General features: G+C 70.6%; 17 protein-coding genes. 5 read left to right on the forward strand and 12 right to left on the reverse strand.

Annotated elements, in window-relative coordinates:
- Positions 1–107: 107 nt before the first annotated feature.
- Both ACFWEE_RS29505 and ACFWEE_RS29510 read right to left on the reverse strand, forming a co-directional pair.
- Positions 108–1,685, reverse strand: a complete 1,578-nt coding sequence (locus ACFWEE_RS29505; RefSeq protein WP_386893709.1) for an alkaline phosphatase D family protein — start codon at positions 1,683–1,685, stop codon at positions 108–110.
- 156 nt (positions 1,686–1,841) lie between these two features.
- Entirely contained in the window at positions 1,842–2,672 is an 831-nt protein-coding gene (locus tag ACFWEE_RS29510; protein WP_386893711.1) for an alpha/beta fold hydrolase, read from the reverse strand.
- A 394-nt stretch (positions 2,673–3,066) separates the two neighbouring features.
- Between ACFWEE_RS29510 and ACFWEE_RS29515 the strand changes: the two genes are divergently transcribed.
- The gene (locus tag ACFWEE_RS29515) at positions 3,067–3,831 is read left to right on the forward strand and encodes a GntR family transcriptional regulator (RefSeq protein ID WP_386893713.1); all 765 of its coding nucleotides are present in this window, start codon (positions 3,067–3,069) and stop codon (positions 3,829–3,831) included.
- A 73-nt stretch (positions 3,832–3,904) separates the two neighbouring features.
- On the opposite strand, the gene ACFWEE_RS29520 is transcribed toward ACFWEE_RS29515, so the two are convergent.
- The 3 genes from ACFWEE_RS29520 to ACFWEE_RS29530 all read right to left on the reverse strand — a co-directional run bounded on the left by ACFWEE_RS29520 (position 3,905) and on the right by ACFWEE_RS29530 (position 7,400).
- A complete protein-coding gene (locus tag ACFWEE_RS29520; RefSeq protein WP_386893715.1) occupies positions 3,905–5,062 on the reverse strand; it encodes an ROK family transcriptional regulator in 1,158 nt (385 codons plus the stop codon).
- A 489-nt stretch (positions 5,063–5,551) separates the two neighbouring features.
- Entirely contained in the window at positions 5,552–6,202 is a 651-nt protein-coding gene (locus ACFWEE_RS29525) for a response regulator (RefSeq protein WP_386893717.1), read from the reverse strand.
- 25 nt (positions 6,203–6,227) lie between these two features.
- Positions 6,228–7,400, reverse strand: a complete 1,173-nt coding sequence (locus ACFWEE_RS29530) for a sensor histidine kinase (RefSeq protein ID WP_386893719.1) — start codon at positions 7,398–7,400, stop codon at positions 6,228–6,230.
- Positions 7,401–7,508: 108 nt separating this feature from the next.
- Here ACFWEE_RS29530 and ACFWEE_RS29535 point away from each other — a divergent pair, with 108 nt between their 5' ends.
- Together ACFWEE_RS29535 and ACFWEE_RS29540 are read left to right on the forward strand one after the other, a co-directional pair.
- Positions 7,509–8,441 (forward strand): ATP-binding cassette domain-containing protein, encoded by a 933-nt coding sequence (locus ACFWEE_RS29535; protein ID WP_386893721.1) that lies wholly within the window; start codon positions 7,509–7,511, stop codon positions 8,439–8,441.
- Positions 8,438–9,190 carry an ABC transporter permease gene (locus ACFWEE_RS29540; protein WP_386893723.1) on the forward strand — a complete coding sequence of 251 codons (753 nt, stop codon included), beginning with the start codon at positions 8,438–8,440 and terminating at the stop codon, positions 9,188–9,190. Before ACFWEE_RS29535 ends, ACFWEE_RS29540 begins: the two co-directional genes overlap by 4 nt.
- A 93-nt stretch (positions 9,191–9,283) precedes the next feature.
- Here ACFWEE_RS29540 and mug read toward each other — a convergent pair whose 3' ends face one another.
- The 6 genes from mug to ACFWEE_RS29570 form a co-directional block, all read right to left on the reverse strand.
- Entirely contained in the window at positions 9,284–9,871 is a 588-nt protein-coding gene (gene mug / locus ACFWEE_RS29545) for a G/U mismatch-specific DNA glycosylase (RefSeq protein ID WP_386893725.1), read from the reverse strand.
- A gap of 20 nt (positions 9,872–9,891) precedes the next feature.
- Positions 9,892–11,334, reverse strand: coding sequence for an adenylosuccinate lyase (purB, locus tag ACFWEE_RS29550; protein WP_327174441.1), 1,443 nt, complete (start codon positions 11,332–11,334; stop codon positions 9,892–9,894).
- 220 nt (positions 11,335–11,554) lie between these two features.
- On the reverse strand, positions 11,555–12,403 hold the full coding sequence (locus ACFWEE_RS29555) for an SGNH/GDSL hydrolase family protein (RefSeq protein WP_386893728.1): 849 nt from the start codon (positions 12,401–12,403) through the stop codon (positions 11,555–11,557).
- Positions 12,404–12,536: 133 nt separating this feature from the next.
- The gene (locus ACFWEE_RS29560; RefSeq protein ID WP_386893730.1) at positions 12,537–13,556 is read right to left on the reverse strand and encodes a hemolysin family protein; all 1,020 of its coding nucleotides are present in this window, start codon (positions 13,554–13,556) and stop codon (positions 12,537–12,539) included.
- On the reverse strand, positions 13,553–14,893 hold the full coding sequence (locus tag ACFWEE_RS29565; RefSeq protein WP_386893732.1) for a hemolysin family protein: 1,341 nt from the start codon (positions 14,891–14,893) through the stop codon (positions 13,553–13,555). The genes ACFWEE_RS29560 and ACFWEE_RS29565 overlap by 4 nt, the downstream gene beginning before the upstream one ends.
- Before the next feature lie 506 nt (positions 14,894–15,399).
- A complete protein-coding gene (locus tag ACFWEE_RS29570; protein WP_386893788.1) occupies positions 15,400–15,825 on the reverse strand; it encodes a GNAT family N-acetyltransferase in 426 nt (141 codons plus the stop codon).
- Positions 15,826–15,974: 149 nt separating this feature from the next.
- Between ACFWEE_RS29570 and ACFWEE_RS29575 the strand changes: the two genes are divergently transcribed.
- Complete coding sequence (locus ACFWEE_RS29575; protein WP_386893734.1) at positions 15,975–16,193, forward strand: antitoxin; 219 nt, start codon at positions 15,975–15,977, stop codon at positions 16,191–16,193.
- A 79-nt stretch (positions 16,194–16,272) separates the two neighbouring features.
- Here the strand turns inward: ACFWEE_RS29575 and ACFWEE_RS29580 are convergent, their stop codons facing one another.
- Entirely contained in the window at positions 16,273–16,437 is a 165-nt protein-coding gene (locus ACFWEE_RS29580) for a hypothetical protein (RefSeq protein ID WP_386893736.1), read from the reverse strand.
- A 328-nt stretch (positions 16,438–16,765) separates the two neighbouring features.
- Between ACFWEE_RS29580 and ACFWEE_RS29585 the strand changes: the two genes are divergently transcribed.
- Entirely contained in the window at positions 16,766–17,356 is a 591-nt protein-coding gene (locus ACFWEE_RS29585; protein WP_386893738.1) for a TetR/AcrR family transcriptional regulator, read from the forward strand.
- Positions 17,357–17,504: the final 148 nt, after the last annotated feature.

Genomic DNA, 17,504 nt, shown 5'->3' on the forward strand with positions numbered 1-17,504 from the left:
TTGTGTAACCCGTTCCGCCCCCACCCCTCTCGGGGGGGGGGGGGGGGGCCCCCCCCGCGGCCCCCGCCCCCGCCCCCGGACCGGTCACACCGCAAGGCCGCGTGCGTTCACTGACCCGTGAGGCCGGGCTGCAGCACCTTGGAGAAGAGGACCTGGCCGCCCTGCTGCCTCAGACGCACCGTCATCTCCCCGCTCTCTCCGTCGATGTCGACCTCTCCGTAGAACGGAGGCATCTCCATGGGGGACAGGTTGGACTGGACGGGTGCCTTGACGAACACGCGGTCCGGGCCGAACGTGCCGTCCAGCGCGCTCGCCGGGAAGGCGCCCGCGGCCAGCGGGCCGGAGACGAACTCCCAGAAAGGCGCGAAGTCCTTGAAGGCGGCGCGCTCGGGGACGTAGTGCTGGGCGGAGGTGTGGTGCACGTCCGTCGTCAGCCAGACGGTCCCCGTGATCCGCTGGTGCTTGATGTACCGCAGCAGTTCGGCGATCTGGAGTTCCCGCCCGAGCGGGGCGCCCGGGTCGCCCTGGGAGACCGCCTCGAAGTCCGTGGCACCGTCGGGCACGACCAGCCCGAGCGGCATGTCGGCCGCGATCACCTTCCACACGGCGCGGGACCGCGAGAGCTCGCCCTTGAGCCACTGGAGCTGCTCGGCACCGAGGATGCCCGTGGTGTCGTCGGCCTGCCGGTCGGGCGAGTTGGCGTTGCGGAAGGAGCGCATGTCGAGCACGAACACGTCGAGCAGGGGGCCGTGGCGGACCACCCGCTGCATGCGGCCCTCGCCCGGCGCGGCGCGGAGTGTGGAGACGGGAAGGTACTCGCGGTAGGCCCGTACCGAGCGTGCCGCCAGCACGTCCACGTTCTTCTCGGTGTAGCGCACGTCGTCGAGGATCTGGCCGGGGTACCAGTTGTTGCGCACCTCGTGGTCGTCCCACTGGACGATCGACGGCACCTGGGAGTTGAACCTGCGGACGTTGCCGTCCAGCAGGTTGTAGCGGAAGTTGCCCCGGTACTCGTCGAGGGTCTCGGCGACCTTCGCCTTCGCCTCGGTCGTGACGTTGCGCCAGATCCGGCCGTCGGGCAGGGTCACGCTGGGCTCGATGACCCCGTCCGCGTAGATGTTGTCGCCGCTGCACAGGAAGAAGTCGGGGTCGAGCCTCCGCATCTCCTCGTAGACGGTGTGGCCACCGATGTCGGGGTTGATGCCCCACCCCTGCCCGGCGATGTCGCCGGACCAGAGGAACCGCGCCCCGTCACGCCGCTTCGCCGGGGCGGTACGGAAAGTCCCGTACACCGGGCGGCCCGTGCGACGCGGATCGTCCGGGTCGGCGAGCGTCACCCGGTAATGGATCTGCTCGCCGGCCGGCAGCCCGTGCAGCGGAGTCGTTCCGGTGAAGTCCGTCCCGGCACCGATCAGCGGACCGTGCCAGAGGCGGGACGCGCGGAACGACTCGGTGGCCGACGTCTCGACGAGCATCCGTGCCGCACGGTCCGAGCGCACCCAGACCAGTGCGGTGGAAGCCGTGACGTCGCCGACCTGGACACCCCACTCTGCGGACGGGCGGCCCGACCGCGCGAAGGCGGGCGCACCGGTGAGCGCGGGCAGTCCGACGGCGGCCGACGCGAGGAGCGAACCGCGCAGTACGGTCCGGCGGCCGGGGGAGTGGATGTGCGGACGGTTCGTCATCGATGCGCCTCCGGGAAGGGTGCGGGGTGTACGACGTGCGCGTCCGATCACCTCCGGCGCGCGCAGGACCATGCCTAACGCGCGGCGAAGGCGCCCACCCCAACCCGAGGTGAACAACGGTTCCGTGGCGCGGCCGTCTTCCCCCGGCCGGCCCCCTCAGCGGCTGGTGTCGAGGATGACCCGGGACACCAGGGCGGGGTCGTCATTCATCGGCACATGACCGCAGCCGGGCAGCCGTACCAGCCGGGCACCGGGTATGACGCGCTTGGCCCGGACACCCTGCCGACGGGGCAGCAGCACATCCTGGCTGCCCCAGGCGACGGTCACGGGGACGCCCGGCACGTCGGAGGTGAAGGAGGCGTTCCGGCCGGCGGCCAGCGTCCCTTCGAATCCGGCCGCGTTCCGGAGCGCGAGGGTCTCCGCGACGACTGCCTCCGGTGAGCGGCGCCCGGGCCGGGCGCAGATGGTGCTGGTGAGAGCGGCACGCCCGGCCACGCTCCCGGAGAGGCGTTCGATCAGCGGAACCGGGAGAGCCCGGGCGCCCCGGCGCATCGCCCAGAGCGTCCCGAACGCGTACCGGCGCTCCGGCCCGGTCCAGAACCCGGCGGGGGAGAGGGCCGTGACGGATCGGGCGCGTCCGGTGCGGCCGAGTTCCAGCGCGAGCAGACCTCCGAGCGAATTCCCCGCCACATGGGGGCGTGGAACGCCGAGTTCGGAGCAGAAGGCCGTCAACGCTCCGGCCACCGTCCGCACGTCGTACGCGACACCGTCCGGAAGCGCCGCGGACTCACCGAAGCCCGGCAGGTCCACGCTGATCACATCGCGCTCGCCCGCGAGGACCCGTACCACCGGATCCCACGCCTGCCGGTGATGGCCTATGCCGTGGAGCAACAGCAGCGGCTGCCCGGCACCGGTCCGTTCGTACGCCAGCGAGAGCGCCCGCGAGCCCGCGGGTGTGTCGAAACTGAACGATGCCGTGTCGGTCATGGCCGCTCCCCGGAGTGGATGAAGGAGTGGGTGAACACCCTTCCGTGCACCAACAACTACCGCTCGGTAGCTTTCAGTTCAAGAGCCGGTGTCTCCCGAACGGGCAGCGGGAGCCGATCCGCCGTCAGCGGCGTGGCGTACGCGACCCAGCGAGGGCCCGGCGTCGACCTCGGCAGAGCCTGCCGGCCCCTCGTCCCACGAAACGCCCTGTGAACGCCCCTCGTCCCACGAACGTCCTGTGAACGCTCTGTGCCGGAAGGCCGTTTCACGGCACCCCGGGGCAAGGATTGGTCTTGACCAAGTCGGTGCGCCGTCCTATGGTCCTTACGTTAAGAAAAGAACCTTTAATAAATGTTGTCGCGGAAAAGGCCGCTGGGCGATTGCGGAGGACAGGGTGGGGACCACGCAGCTGGAAACGGTGCAGGAGCCGAAGTACTGGCACCTGAGGACCGTGCTCAGTGAGGCACTCGACTCGGACTTCGCGGTGGGTGAGATCCTGCCGAACGAGCGGGACCTCGCCGCCCGGTTCGGAGTCGCACGGGCCACGCTCCGGCAGGCTCTGGAGCAGCTCGAACTCGAAGGCAGACTTCAGCGCCGACGGGGGGTGGGCACCACCGTCGCCCCGCCCAGGGTGGGCGTCGCGGTCTCCACGGCCCAGCAGGAGTGGACGGGAGCCGTGGCCGACGAGGCGTGGCAGCCCGTCGAGTGCACCCGCGGCACCGCCCCCGCGGCCGTCGCCGCGGCGCTGGACGTGGCGGCCGACGAGGTGGTCCACGTGATCCGCCGGATCAGGGTCACCCATGGGCAGCCGGTGGCGGCGGAACTGCTGTACGTGCCGTCCGCGTCCGTCCCCGACCTGTCCGCGATCGAAGCGTCCACGGGCCCTGCCCGCGCCCGCGGTGTACTGCGGGAGCTGCACCGCCTCGGCCTTGAGGGACAGGACCGGTCGGTCGAGCTCGGCTCGGCCAGCGCGGACGACTCCAAGGAACTCGACAGGCTGCCCGGCGCCCCCGTCCTGGTGGTCACCACGCGCTACTTCGCCGCGGGCGGCACCGCCGCCGTCTCCGTCGCCACCTACCGTGCCGACACCTGCCGGCTCACCTTCGGGGACTCCGGAGCCCTGGAGATCAGCCACGACCAGGAGCGTCAGGCTTCCTGAGCACTCCGCCCCATGGCATCGGGGCGATCCCCGCGGCATCGAGGCGATTCGCGGACCCGACGGCCCGCCGCAGTCAGCGGCGGGCCGTCACCGTTCCCTCCACTGCGAACAGTTGCTCCTCCACGTGATCCAGCGCCAGCCGCAGGGCCCCGGTCGCGACGGCGGCCTCCCCGAGCAGGGACAGGGCGACCCGGGGCGGGCGCAGGCAGTAGCGCGCCAGCTCGTTCCTCAGCGGGTCCAGCACCCCGTCGAGCCCGGCGGCCCAACCGCCGACCACCACGATCTCCGGGTCGAGCGCCAGCACGAGCGCCGCGACGTCGTGCACCAGCCGCTGGATGAACCGTTCGACCGCCTCCTGGGCGCCACTGTCGCCCTGTCGCGCCTTGGTGAACACCGCCGCCACCGCGGGCTCGTCCAGCGGGTCGAGCGGGGTGTCGGTCGTGGACAGCAGATGCTCCGGCGTGACCTCCCTGCCGAGCAGATGGAGCGCGCCGATCTCGCCTGCGGCTCCGCCGTAACCCCGGTGCAGCCGTCCCCCTATCAACGAACCCGCGCCCGGGCTCAACCCGGCCAGGACGAAGACGATGTCGTCCGACTCCGTCGCGGCGCCCTTCCAATGCTCCGCCACGGCGGCCGTATTGGCGTCGTTCTCCACCAGGACCGGGCACCGGAACGAGCGCCGGAGGCGCTCCCCGAGGGGAAGCCCGGTCCAGCCGGGAAGCGCCGTGCCCAGCCGGACCGTACCGTCGGCCTCCACGATCCCCGGGCTGCCCACTCCCACGGCCCGCAGGCTGCTTCTGGCCACGCCCGTACGACGGAGCAGGTCGGCGATCATGGCGCGAACCTGATCGAGCCGGTCGTCCGCAGCCGCGGACTCGGAGACCTGCCGCTGCCCTGCCCCGATGATCCTGCCGTCCAGCCCCGCCATCAGGGCGGAGACCCGGTGCGGACCGATCTCGATGCCCAGCAGATGACCCGCCTCGGCGCGGAAGCGGAACCGCCGCGCTGGGCGGCCCTGGCGCCGCGCTTCTCCCTCGTCGGGCACCGCCTCCACGACCAGGCCGGCTTCGAACAGGCCCTCGACCACCCCTTCGACCGTTGGCCGGGAAAGACCGGTTATCCGGGTCAGGTCCGAGAGTGTGGGGAGCTCGGCTCCACGCAGGGCGTGCAGTACTACCGCGGAATTGATCCGCCGCAACAACGACGGGTCTCCACCGGTCAGCCGCCCCACGTGTGTCCTCCTCACGCCCCTGTGTCTGCCGGATGGTACTCGGTGGGATGAGGCTCCGCGAACGCCGGCGGGAGCCGAGCCGCTTCTGATAACCACCGGTCGCCCGGTGTTCCACGTGGACGGTCCTCCTGTGGCCGGATTTCGTCAGTCGCTCCGAACCGGGCGGCACCTCCGTGACGCTCGACGAACGGGATGCGGGACGGCCTCACGCGCCGGGGACGCTGGCCAGGGACCGGATTCCCGCCTCCCGCCACCGGGCCCGTGCCCCTGTGGACCGGATCCCAGCCTCGTGACTGGATCCCTGCCGTCGCCACCGGGCCCGTGCCTCCGTCATCGGGCCCCTGTCCCCTCCGTCATCGGGCCCCTTCCCCCTCCGGCAATGGGCCCCCTGCCCCCGTCAAAGGGCTCCTGCCCCGTCACCGGGCCTCTGCCCACCGCGACAGGACCCTGCCCCCTTGATTCCCATGATTCGGACCCCTGGTTCACTCCTCAACCGGGGACCACGAAGCCTGACTCGTACGCCGTGATCACGGCCTGAGTGCGGTCCCTGGCTCCGAGCTTGGTCAGCAGCGCACTGACATGGGTTTTGACCGTCTCGGTGCCCACCACCAGCTTGGTCGCGATCTCCGCGTTGGACAGACCCCGGCACATCAACCGGAGCACCGCCTCCTCCCGATCGGTGAGAGCCGCCCGCTCCACCACCGCGCGGGCTTTGTTCGTCCCGTACTCGGAGGCCAGCCGACGCACAGCCGCAGGAAAGAGCAGGGACTCGCCCTCGGCCACCAGCCGGACGGCATTCACGATCTCCATCGGCCGGGCACGCTTGAGCAGGAATCCGTCCGCACCCGCGCGCAGCGCCTCGTACACGTACTCGTCGTTCTCGAATGTCGTGACCACCAGGATCTTCGGAGGTTCGGCCAGGGAACGGAGCAGCAGCCGGGTCGCCTCTATTCCGTCCATCAAGGGCATCCGGACGTCCATGGCGACCACGTCCGGGCGTAGCTGCCGCACCAGTGGAAGTACGGAGGCACCGTCCGCCGCTTCCCCGGCCACCACGATGTCCGGCTGCGATTCCAGCACCGCCCGCAGGCCGGTGCGTACGAGTGGCTCGTCGTCGACGAGAAGGACCTTCACCGCCATGCGATCACCCTGCGCCATGGGATGATCACCCCGCATGCCGGAGGGGAAGAGCGACGTGGACCCGCCACTCGCCTTCGCGTGGTCCGGCTTTCGCGCTGCCGCCCAGCAGCTTCGCCCGCTCCCGTATCCCTTGCAGCCCATGGCCCCCCGTCGCCGAGCGGCGGACGGACCCGGCGAGAGGATTTCGTACATCGAGCTCCAAACGGTCCCTCTCGACGTCGATACGCACACGGACGGGAACTTGTCCGGCGTGACGCAGCGCGTTCGTGAGCGACTCCTGAAGGATGCGATACCCCTCTCTGGACAGGGAGTCGGGCAGGTGGTCGATACGTCCGACCACCTCGGCGTCCACGGTGACCCCGGAGCCTCGTGCGGATTCCAGCAGTTGCTCGATCGCGATCAGTGTCGGCCGGCGGTCGGCAGAGGCTCCGGGCTCGCGCAGCACCCGGAGCACTCGTTCCAGATCGTCGAGCGCCGCGCGACCCGTCTCCTCGATCGCCACGAGCGCGCGCCGGGTGAACTCCGGATCGTCAGCCGTGCGTGCGGCACCCGCCTGCACCACGGAAACCGTCAGTGCGTGGCCGATGGAGTCGTGAAGTTCGCGTGCGATGCGGTTGCGTTCCAGGAGCTGCTCCGTGAGTTCCTCCAGCGCTGCCATGCGTTCGGTCCTCGACGGTCCCAGCAGCCGGCGGGCCACCGCCGTGGTGAACCGTCCGCAGAGGACCACGAGGGCCAGCAGCAGGAGAAGGGGAAGAGGGGCGAGCACCACGTACCAGGAACGGGGTTCGATCAGTTGGAATATGCCGTTGCCGGTGTAATCCCCCGTCGCGGCACGGACCATGTCGGTCGCCATGAAGGGCAGCCAGACCGTGGCGGTACCCACGACGATGGAGAGCAGGAGACGAAGTTCGAGCCAGAGCACGGTCCGCCACTTCTCACCCCAGGTCGTGGCGGGCGAGAGGGAAATGGTCGCGTCGGCCCGACCACGCTCGCCGGGGGTGAGCAGAAGCTGTGCCTGGACCCCTTCCCCCACACGCATCACCGGGAGGAGCCCCACGGGCACCGCGAGCAGCGCGAGCTGCCACGGGACCCCCGGCTCGATGAACAGCCACACGCTTATGAGAGCCATGGGGACGACGAGATGGATCCAACGGCTGTAGGTAACCGGCTCGGCCAGTGGGGCAAGGAAACGGTGCATGTGGGCCATGGTGGCAGCGCCCGTCCGGCTGTACCTCCCCCGTACGGGGGAGAGGATTCCCACGGTCGGGGGAGGACGCCTGTGCGTCGTGCCAGCCAGGCTGAGTGCATGACCAGCATCGATGTGCATCAGCTCACGAAAGTGTACGGAGCCACCCGCGCGGTGGACGGACTCACCTTCAGTGCGGCGGCCGGCCGTGTCACCGGCTTCCTCGGTCCCAACGGCGCGGGGAAGTCCACCACGATGCGGATGATCCTCGGCCTCGACCGCCCGTCAGGTGGCACGGCGACCGTGGGCGGACGGGCCTACGCCACCCTCGACAACCCGCTGCGCGTGGTCGGTTCACTGCTCGACGCAGGAGCGGCGCACGGATCCCGCACCGCACGCGACCATGTGCTCGCCCTGGCGGTGAGCAACGGCATCCCACGGCGGAGAGTGGACACCGCGTTGGAGGAAGCGGGCCTCGCCACGGTCGCCGCGCGACGGATCAAGACGTTCTCACTCGGCATGCGCCAACGGCTGGGCATAGCCGCCGCACTGCTCGGGGACCCCGCCGTCGTCCTCCTGGACGAGCCGTCCAACGGGCTCGACCCGGAAGGGATCGTCTGGATCCGTGAGCTGATGAGACGGCTTGCCCGTGAGGGTCGCACGGTTCTGGTGTCCAGTCACTTGATGGGTGAAGCTGCCGCCTTCGCCGACCACCTGATCATTCTCGGGGGTGGCAGGCTCCTCGCCGACATGCCGACGGACGCGTTCCTCGCCTCGCGCAGTCGCCCCCGGGTGCGGCTGCGCGAAGCCGAGGGAAGTGGACTCCGCGATCTCCTGGTCCGCAGGGGATACGACGCCAGGGCTGCCGGTGACGGGGCGTTCTGGATCGAGGGAGCCCGTGCCGGCGAAGTCGGTGCGCTGGCGGCGGCCCGACACATCCCCCTCCTGGAGCTCGTGGAAGAGCGAGCCACTCTGGAAGAGGCGTACCTGGACCTCACCGCGGACGCCGCCGAGTTCGCCGCCGTATCCCCCGTCTCAAGCAAGGAGGCATGACGATGTCGACGCACACAGCGGTCGCGGTTCTTCGCTCGGAATGGGTCAAGGCCAGGTCCGTACGCGCGGTCCACGGTTCTCTGACAGCGGTGTTCGCGGTCACGGTGGCCGTCTCCGTGCTCTTCTCCGCCACCATCGGCCAGAGCGAGGTGGATGATCTCGATGGCGAACCGCTGTTCAGCGCTTTCTATGCACTGAACTTCGGTCAGATCGCGGCCATTGCCTTCGGTGCGACCGCGCTCTCCTCCGAATTCGCCGGTGGAGCCCTGCGGGTGTCGTTGTCGGCGGTGCCACGCCGTGGTCTCTTCTACGCGTCGAAGATGGCCGTCCTCGGTACGGCAGCGCTGATCGTGGGGGAGGCAGCCGGCTTCGTGAGCTTTCTGCTGGGGCAGCTGTTCATGGGGGAGTTCGCCATCGGACTGGGGGATCCCGGGGCGCTGCGAGCCGTGCTGGGCAGTGGCGTCTACCTCGCGCTCATGGCCCTCTTCGCGGCAGGCCTCACGGCGCTGCTCCGAAGCGCTGTCGCCGTGATGAGCATCCTCGTCCCGTTCATCCTGATCGTCTCGTTCGTCGTGGGGGACGTGTCCGCCGGCGTGGCTGACTTCCTGCCCGACCGGGCGGGCCAGGCGATTCTGCACGAGACTCCGACAGGCAGTCTCGGCCCCTGGAGCGGGCTGGCGGTGACAGCCGCCTGGACAGCCGCCGCGCTCCTCGCCGGGTGGTGGGCGATACGCACCCGGGACATCTGAACCGATCCGGGTTTCCGAGTCCTCGGGCCGTGTGGCCGCCCGGTCGGCGGCGAAGCTCCAGGGTGGACGGCAGCCCAGCCTGGCAGCGATACCTCAGTCGTCGCTCCGCACGACAGCTTCGGACAAGGGACTTTCATCCATGGCAGCTTCCTCGACGGCCGCGCGGAGACGGGCGTACTCCTCGGCCATGGAGCCGACGGTCCAATGGGCGTTGAGTCCACTGGGGTTGGGAAGAGCCCAGACCCGGGCGCCTCCGATGGTCCTTTCCTGCGGGCCGATGTGGGCGCTGCGCTCACCGAAGGCCGTCCGGTAGGCCGTCACGCCGACGACCGCCAGCCACTGAGGCCGCAGGCGGCCGACCTTCTCCACCAGGATCCGTCCACCCGCGCGGTACTCCTCGGCGGCCAACTCGTCTGCCCGCGCGGTGGCCCGCGCGACGACATTGGTGATGCCGAGGCCGTAGGAAGGGAGCTCCGCCTGCTCCGCCGGAGCCAGCCTGCGGGGAGTGAAACCGGAAAGATGCAGCACCGGCCAGAAGCGGTTGCCGGGGTGCGCAAAGTGGTAGCCCGTGGCGGCGGTCATGAGGCTGGGATTGATGCCGCAGAACAGCACACGCAAACCGCCCGCGACCACATCGGGGACGATGCGGTCACGGGCGGCAGCCAACTCTTCGGGTGTCACAGGAGAGGGGCGACAGCCGGTCAGAGAATCGACCCGGGGGTGTACCCGGCTGCTGCGGGGTGCTCCTTGACGATGGCCTCGATCCTGTTGACCACGGTGGTGACCTGGTCACCGGCAGCCCCCGTGAAGGACAGCTTGTCCGCCATCAGAGCATCCAGCTGCCCGCGGTCCAGCGGGATGCGCTCGTCCGCGGCCAGCTTGTCCAGGAGCTCGTTGCGCTCCGCGCCCTGCTCCCGCATCGCGAGGGCCGAGGCCACCGCGTTCTCCTTGATCGCCTCGTGCGCGACCTCGCGGCCGACGCCGGCCCGCACCGCACCCATGAGGACCTTCGTGGTCGCCAGGAACGGCAGGTACCGGTCGAGCTCGCGCGCCACGACGGCGGGGAAGGCGCCGAATTCGTCCAGCACCGTCAGGAAGGTTTCGAGCAGACCGTCGAAGGCGAAGAAGGCGTCCGGCAGCGCCACCCGGCGTACGACCGAGCACGAGACATCGCCCTCGTTCCACTGGTCACCGGCCAGCTCGCCGGTCATCGAGGCATAGCCGCGCAGGATGACCATGAGGCCGTTGACCCGCTCGCAGGACCGGGTGTTCATCTTGTGCGGCATCGCGGACGAGCCGACCTGGCCGGGCTTGAAGCCCTCCGTCACCAGCTCGTGCCCGGCCATCAGACGGATCGTCTTGGAGACGGACGAAGGGGCGGCGGCCAGCTGGACGAGGGCGGTCACCACGTCGTAGTCGAGCGAGCGCGGGTAGACCTGGCCGACCGAGGTGAAGGCGTTGGCGAAGCCTAGGTGGCCCGCGATGCGCTGCTCCAGCTCGGCGAGCTTGGCGGTGTCGCCGCCCAGCAGGTCCAGCATGTCCTGCGCGGTACCGACCGGGCCCTTGATGCCGCGGAGCGGGTAGCGGGCGAGCAGCTCCTCCAGGCGGCCGTAGGCGACGAGCAGTTCGTCGGCGCCGGTCGCGAAGCGCTTGCCGAGCGTGGTGGCCTGCGCGGCCACGTTGTGGGACCGGCCGGCCATGACCAGCTCGCGGTACTCGCCGGCGAGCTTGCCGAGCCGCGCCAGCACCGCCACGGTGCGGTCGCGCATGAGCTCCAGCGAGAGGCGGATCTGGAGCTGTTCCACGTTCTCGGTGAGGTCACGGGAGGTCATGCCCTTGTGGACCTGCTCGTGCCCGGCGAGGGCGTTGAACTCCTCGATGCGGGCCTTCACGTCGTGGCGGGTGACCTTCTCGCGCTCGGCGATGGAGGCAAGGTCGACCTGGTCGAGAACACGCTCGTAGTCGGCGAGCGCCGCGTCGGGTACCTCGATCCCGAGGTCCTTCTGAGCACGCAGCACCGCCAGCCACAGCTGACGCTCCAGCTTCACCTTCTGCTCGGGGGACCAGAGAACGGCCAGCTCCGTGGAGGCGTAGCGGCCGGCAAGGACATTGGGGATGCGAGGCTTCGCAGACACAGCAGTCACGTAAAGAGATTCTACTGGCGGTTTGTGCAGGCCAGCGCCCGGGACCGCTTTGTGGCTTGCTACGAGACCGGGGTCACCATCTCGTGTGCTCGTGTGCTCGTGTGCTCGTGTGCTCGTGTGCCCGGGCGGACGCCGTCTCCCTGGGCGGTGACGCGTGGGGCCGGACCCGCGGCCCTGCGCCGGGTCCCGGGGCCGGCCCCACGCGAGATCTGATCCTGCCCTACACGCCCTGCGGTGCGTCGTCCCGGAGCCAGGAAGTCACCGGACCCGGGTCGGCGGGGTTCGCCGGGGTGACCCAGAAGGCCCGCCCCGAGGCCGCGTCGAACTGGGCGCCGTGGCGGCCGTCGCCCGAGGACCGGCCGGTGAGCCGGCGCCCGATCCACGGGGCCAGATGCTGCTTGGCGAAGCGGACGTCCTCGATCCGGCGGGTGCTCCAGCGAACGGGCGCCGCCGCGCCCATGGGGGTCCGCCAGTCGCTCTCGGCGGGCAGCCCCAACGTCTGCCAGACCGCCTCGGCGACCCTTCGATGTCCCTCGGCGGTCAGGTGGAGCCGGTCGATGTCCCACAGCCGGGGGTCGCCCAGCGACGGAGCTCCGTAGAGGTCGGCGACCACCGCGCCGTGCCGGCTGGCCAGATCGTCCACCAGCGCGAACAGTTCCTCCATGCGCGGGCGGAAGCGGTCCATCACGGGACCGTTGCGCCCCGGGCTTCGCATCAGCACGAGCGTCTTGCAGGACGGCGCCAGGCGCTCCACCGCCTCTTCGAGTCGCCCCCGCACCATGCCCATGTCGCACTTGGGGCGCAGGGTGTCGTTGAGGCCGCCGACGAGGGTCACCACGTCCGCCTGCAGAGCTGCGGCGGATTCCACCTGCTCGTCGACGATCTGGCTGATGAGCTTGCCCCGGACGGCCAGGTTGGCGTACCGGAACCCGGGGGAGCGAGCCGCCAGCCTGGAGGCGAGGACGTCGGCCCAGCCCCGGTACGTACCGTCCGGTAGAAGGTCCGACATGCCCTCGGTGAACGAGTCACCGACCGCGACGAAACTGGTGTACGAGGCATTCATATCCATGGCGCCGAGATCGTATCGCGGAGACGGCCGAAGCGGTTTCCGTCCCGGTGTCCCGGTGTCCCGGTGTCCCGGTGTCCCGCGCGGAGGCTTCCGCCGAGCACCGAGGGAGGCACCGAGGCGTCGACGCCTCGCGTCAGCCGGACCGCGGCCGTCCGACAAGCTCGCGCAGCACGTCCTCCATGGTGACCGTGCCGACCAGCCGGTCGTCGTCGTCCAGCACCGCCGCCAAGTGTGTACGGCTGCGCCGCAGTGCGGTCAGTACGTCGTCGAGCGGGGTGGCCGCCCGTACCCGGGCGATGGGGCGCATCGCCGAGACGGGGAACGGCACGTCGCGCGGGGCCGCGTCCAGGGCGTCCTTCACGTGGAGGTAGCCGAGTATCCGCTGCTCGCCGTTCATCACGGGGAAGCGCGAATACCCGGACTCGGCCGAGAGCCGCTCCAGTTCCTCGGGGGTCGTGCCCACCCGGGTGGAGACCATCTGCCCGATCGGCATGGCCACGTCCCGCACGGGGCGGCTGCCCAGTTCCAGGGCGTGACGCAGGCGCTCGGCCGACCGGTCGTCCACCAGCCCCGCGTCCCCGGAGTCCCTCACCAGCAACGCCAGCTGATCGTCCGAGAAGGTCGCGGAGACCTCGCCCCTCGTCTCCACCCGCAGCAGCTTCAGCAACAGGTTGGCGAACGCGTTGATCGCGAAGATCACCGGGCGCAGCCCCCTGGCCAGCGCCACCAGCGGCGGGCCGAGCAGCAGCGCCCCCTTCACCGGGTCGGCCAGCGCGACGTTCTTGGGGACCATCTCGCCGAGCAGCATGTGGAGGTAGGTCGCCACCGTCAGCGCGATGACGAACGACAGCGGATGCACCAGACCGTGCGGTACCCCCACCGCGTCGAACACGGGCTCCAGCAGATGAGCGATGGCCGGTTCGGCGACGATGCCCAGCACCAGGGTGCAGAGGGTGATGCCGAGCTGGGCCGCCGCCAGCAGCGCAGAGACGTGCTCCAGGCCCCACAGCACACTGCGGGCCTTCCGGTCGCCGGCTTCGGCCGCCGGTTCGATCTGGCTTCGGCGCACCGAGATGAGAGCGAATTCCGCCCCCACGAAGAACGCGTTCACGACCAGGGTCAGCAGGCCGATGAAGAGCTGGAGAACGGTCATCGGGCATCCTCCGTCAGGGGGTCCTCACCAGGGAGCGGCGCGTGCAGCAGGGCGCGTGCGGCGCGGCGCCCGGAGGCGTCCACGACGTCGATCCGCCACCCGGCCAGTTCCACGCTGTCCCCTTCCCGGGGGATGCGCCCGACCTCGTTGGCGACGAGCCCGGCGAGGGTTTCGTACGGGCCGTCCGGGGCGCGCAGACCGATGGTGCGGAGCTGGTCGGTGCGCGCGGCGCCGTCGGCGGACCAGAGAGTGCGGCCGTCGGCGTCCTCCCCGGCGGGGGCCAGATCGGGTGTCTCGTGCGGGTCGTGCTCGTCACGCACCTCGCCGACGACTTCCTCGACAATGTCCTCCAGGGTCACTACACCGGCCGTGCCGCCGTACTCGTCGATGACGACGGCCATGGCGAGCTTGCGGCCGGAGAGACGGTCGAGCAGCTTGTCGACGCTGAGGGTCTCGGGGACGAGAAGGGGCTCCCGCAGCAAGTCCGAGACGCTTCTGCGGGGCCGCTGGTCCGCAGGCACCGCGAGGACGTCCTTGATGTGCGCGACGCCCACGACGCTGTCCAGGCTGCCGCGGTAGACGGGGAAACGGGAGAGCCCGGTCGCGCGGGTCGCGTTCGCGACGTCTTCGGCGGTCGCCTGCACGTCCAGAGCGGTGACCTGGACCCGGGGCGTCATGACGTTCTCCGCCGTGAGCTCGGCCAGATTGAGGGTGCGGACGAAGAGTTCGGCGGTGTCCGCCTCCAGCGCCCCCTCCTTCGCGGAGTGGCGTGCCAGGGCCGCCAGTTCCTGCGGGCTCCGGGCGGAGGCCAGCTCCTCGGCCGGTTCGAGGCCGAACCGACGCAGGATGCGGTTGGCGGTGTTGTTGAGATGGCTGATGAAGGGGCGGAAGACGGCGGTGAAGACCCGTTGCGGCGTGGCGACCGCCTTGGCGACCTTCAGCGGCGAGGAGATCGCCCAGTTCTTCGGGACGAGCTCACCCACCACCATCAGGACCACCGTGGACAGCGCGGTACCGATGACCAGCGCCACCGACCGCGACAGACTGGCGGAGAGCCCGATGGCGACCAGAGGTCCCCGGATGAGCTTGGCGATGGACGACTCGGAGAGCATGCCGACCACCAGGTTGGTGACGGTGATGCCGAGCTGCGCCCCCGAGAGCTGGAAAGTGAGGCTGCGGACGGCCTTGAGAGCGCCGGCCGCGCCGCGCTCGCCCCGCTCGACCGCTCGCTCCAGGTCGCCGCGCTCCACGGTGGTCAGGGAGAACTCGGCGGCGACGAAGGCGCCGCAGGCGATCGAGAGCAGCACGGCCACGAGCAGCAGAAGGACTTCGGTCATCGGTTCACCTCCGTCCCATGATCGGGCAGTGGGTGGAGGATCGCGCGATGTCCGCGAATCCGGCGGGTTCGGCTACTGGGAGGCTCGCCCATGGGCGGACGCTCACACCTTTCTCGGCTGGGGCGGGACGTACCGATCGGCGCACCGATCACCGCACTGGAGTCCCGGAGGCGGCACGGGGCCCGGTCCTGCGCAGGTCTCCGTACTGATCACTGTGCCCGTCGGACAGAGATACATAGTAAAGGATCGGCAAAGTGATCGGTCGGCCCCGCCCACGCACCCGCCCACGCACCCGCCCACGGACCCGTCTCCGCGTCGATGAAGCCCAGGTCCGACCGCTCTGTCCGCCGGTCCGCCCGTCCGCCGGTCCGCCCGTCCGCCGGTCCGCCCGTCCGCCGGTCTGCCTGCCCGGCCCCACCGCCCGGACCGGCCCGCCGCCGTTCCGCAACAGGGCCACGAGCCGGCCCCCCGCCCCCGAGGCCCTGCCCCGAGGCCGGGCGGGACCGTCAGCGGGACAGGTGCTTCACCCAGCGGCTCCAATGGGACTCGCGTTCGTATCCGGCCGCTCTCCAGGCGTGGTGGGCGCGCTCATTGGCGTCGAGGACCATCGCGTCCCCGCGCCGTCCCCCGAGGCGCACGAACCGTTCCTCCGCGGCTGACAGCAGGGCGGTGGCCACGCCGCGTCGACGCTCTTCCGGGTGGACGGCGAGCCGGTAGAGGTGGCACCGCCATCCGTCGAACCCGGCGATCACCGTGCCCGCGAGCCGGCCGTCGCGTTCCGCCAGGATGAGGCACTCGGGGTCCCGTGCCATCAGACGCTCCATCCCGTCCCGGTCGTCGCTGATGCTCGTTCCCTCAGCGGCCTCCTTCCAGAAGGCGAGGATCGCGTCCAGATCCTCGGGGTTGGCGGTGCGTAGGGAAAGGTCGCTCATCGGAAGATCGCTCACGCCTGCATCCCACCACCGGGGAACGGCGGGAGTCGAGCAGTTTTCGGCGCTCGTCCGCCCCGGTGCCCGGCGTCGCCCGGACCGTCCGACCGGTCCCCTTGCTCGGGCGGTCCGGGCGACGCTAGCTTGGGGAGATGTCCAGAACCCAGCTGAACGTCCGAGCGAGCCAGGCCGCCGTCGCAGCCGAGACCGCACGGCGGAGGAGGGCGACCATGACCCACTCCCTGGACGAACGCGCGGAACCGGACACGCGGGATGCGGGGCGCGCCTTCGTCGAGGCGGCAGCCGACTTCATGCAGCGGTACGAATCGGTCTTCGCCGAGGAGTTCGGTACGGAGCGCGTCGAGCGCTGAGCGCGCCGGTCGCAGCCCGTATCGCCCAATCCGCAGCCCGCAGCCCGCAGCCCCGTGATCGGGCGCGCTCCGGGCGCTGTCAGCGCTTGTTGCCCGCGTGGAGCCAGGCGATGTGGTCGGTGGTGGCTCGCTCGGTGTCGTCCGCGGGCCGGTGGCCGGTGTCCTCCTTCAGGCGGCCGATGTCGAGGACCGGCTGCCGCACGTCGCTGCCCGTGGGCAGGTCGAGCCGGGCCTCCGGGGCCACCTTCCCGATCGCTGCGATGACCTGTGCGTTGGTCGTGGCCGGCCGGATCCGACGTTGTACGTGCGGTGGTTCAACCGGTCGGCGAGTTGGAGGAGGGTGATCGCCCTGCCGAAGCCTCCGGTGACGAGGGCCATGGCGTGTCCCTTTGGTGGTGGGAGTCCTGGCTGCCGGGCGCCGACGGACGCGCGCTCTTCCGTCCGGGGTGTGGGGCGGTCTGGCCGACCGTGTTCCGGTCTGCGATCATGAGTGAAGCGGAACCTCGCTCCGCAACGATACGGAACACGGTTCCGCTTTGCGGGGTGGGGGTGGACGCGGGAGGAGTGTCGCGGTGGGTGACAGCAGTCGGGACACGGGGGTAGTGGCCGGATCCAAGCGCAAGGATGTCCGGCGCAACCAGCAGGCCCTCCTGGACGCGGCGGCGGCGGCCTTCGTCGCCGCGGGTGTGGACGCGCCGGTGCGGGACATCGCGGCCAGGGCCGGTGTGGGCGTGGGTACGGTCTATCGCCACTTTCCCACCCGGGCCGACCTGGTCATCGCCGTCTACCGGCACCAGGTCGACGCCTGTGCGGCAGCCGGCCCGGAACTGCTGGCGGCCGGCCCGACACCCCATGCCGCCCTGGGGCGGTGGGTCGATCTCTTCGTCGACTTCCTGGTCACCAAGCACGGTCTGGCTGCCGCGATGCAGGGAGACAAGGCCGGTCACGAGACGCTGCACGGTTACTTCCTGGAACGCCTCCTGCCGGTGTGCGCCGAACTCCTCGACGCCGCGGTCTCATCCGGAGAGATCCGTGCCGACCTCGACGCGTACCACCTCATGCGCGGCATCGGGAACCTCTGTGTGGGCTCCGACGGCGACTCCCGCTACGACGCGCGCCGACTGGTCGCCCTCCTCGTCGCGGGGCTGCGGCAGCCGTCCTGACCGGGAGTCGGCAGGCGGGGAGGGCGGCCAGGGGCAACCGCCCGCAGGGGGTTCGCTCCGTGCCCGCGGCTGAGGAATACTGGCTGCTCCGGAACCGACGGGTTCCCGCGCGCGGACCGAGCTCCTCCGACTTCCTCGGGTGCCGAGC

It is taken from the genome of Streptomyces sp. NPDC060184, from assembly GCF_042728795.1.
Taxonomy (GTDB): Bacteria; Actinomycetota; Actinomycetes; order Streptomycetales; family Streptomycetaceae; genus Streptomyces.

Bases quoted from the DNA above. Each gene is read 5' to 3' on its own strand.
- ACFWEE_RS29575 (WP_386893734.1), top strand. From the start codon at position 15,975: ATGTCCAGAACCCAGCTGAACGTCCGAGCGAGCCAGGCCGCCGTCGCA.
- ACFWEE_RS29560 (WP_386893730.1), bottom strand. From the start codon at position 13,556: ATGACCGTTCTCCAGCTCTTCATCGGCCTGCTGACCCTGGTCGTGAAC.
- ACFWEE_RS29535 (WP_386893721.1), top strand. From the start codon at position 7,509: ATGACCAGCATCGATGTGCATCAGCTCACGAAAGTGTACGGAGCCACC.
- ACFWEE_RS29565 (WP_386893732.1), bottom strand. From the start codon at position 14,893: ATGACCGAAGTCCTTCTGCTGCTCGTGGCCGTGCTGCTCTCGATCGCC.
- ACFWEE_RS29570 (WP_386893788.1), bottom strand. From the start codon at position 15,825: ATGAGCGACCTTTCCCTACGCACCGCCAACCCCGAGGATCTGGACGCG.
- ACFWEE_RS29525 (WP_386893717.1), bottom strand. From the start codon at position 6,202: ATGGCGGTGAAGGTCCTTCTCGTCGACGACGAGCCACTCGTACGCACC.
- ACFWEE_RS29555 (WP_386893728.1), bottom strand. From the start codon at position 12,403: ATGGATATGAATGCCTCGTACACCAGTTTCGTCGCGGTCGGTGACTCG.
- ACFWEE_RS29530 (WP_386893719.1), bottom strand. From the start codon at position 7,400: ATGCACCGTTTCCTTGCCCCACTGGCCGAGCCGGTTACCTACAGCCGT.
- ACFWEE_RS29510 (WP_386893711.1), bottom strand. From the start codon at position 2,672: ATGACCGACACGGCATCGTTCAGTTTCGACACACCCGCGGGCTCGCGG.
- ACFWEE_RS29540 (WP_386893723.1), top strand. From the start codon at position 8,438: ATGACGATGTCGACGCACACAGCGGTCGCGGTTCTTCGCTCGGAATGG.
- ACFWEE_RS29505 (WP_386893709.1), bottom strand. From the start codon at position 1,685: ATGACGAACCGTCCGCACATCCACTCCCCCGGCCGCCGGACCGTACTG.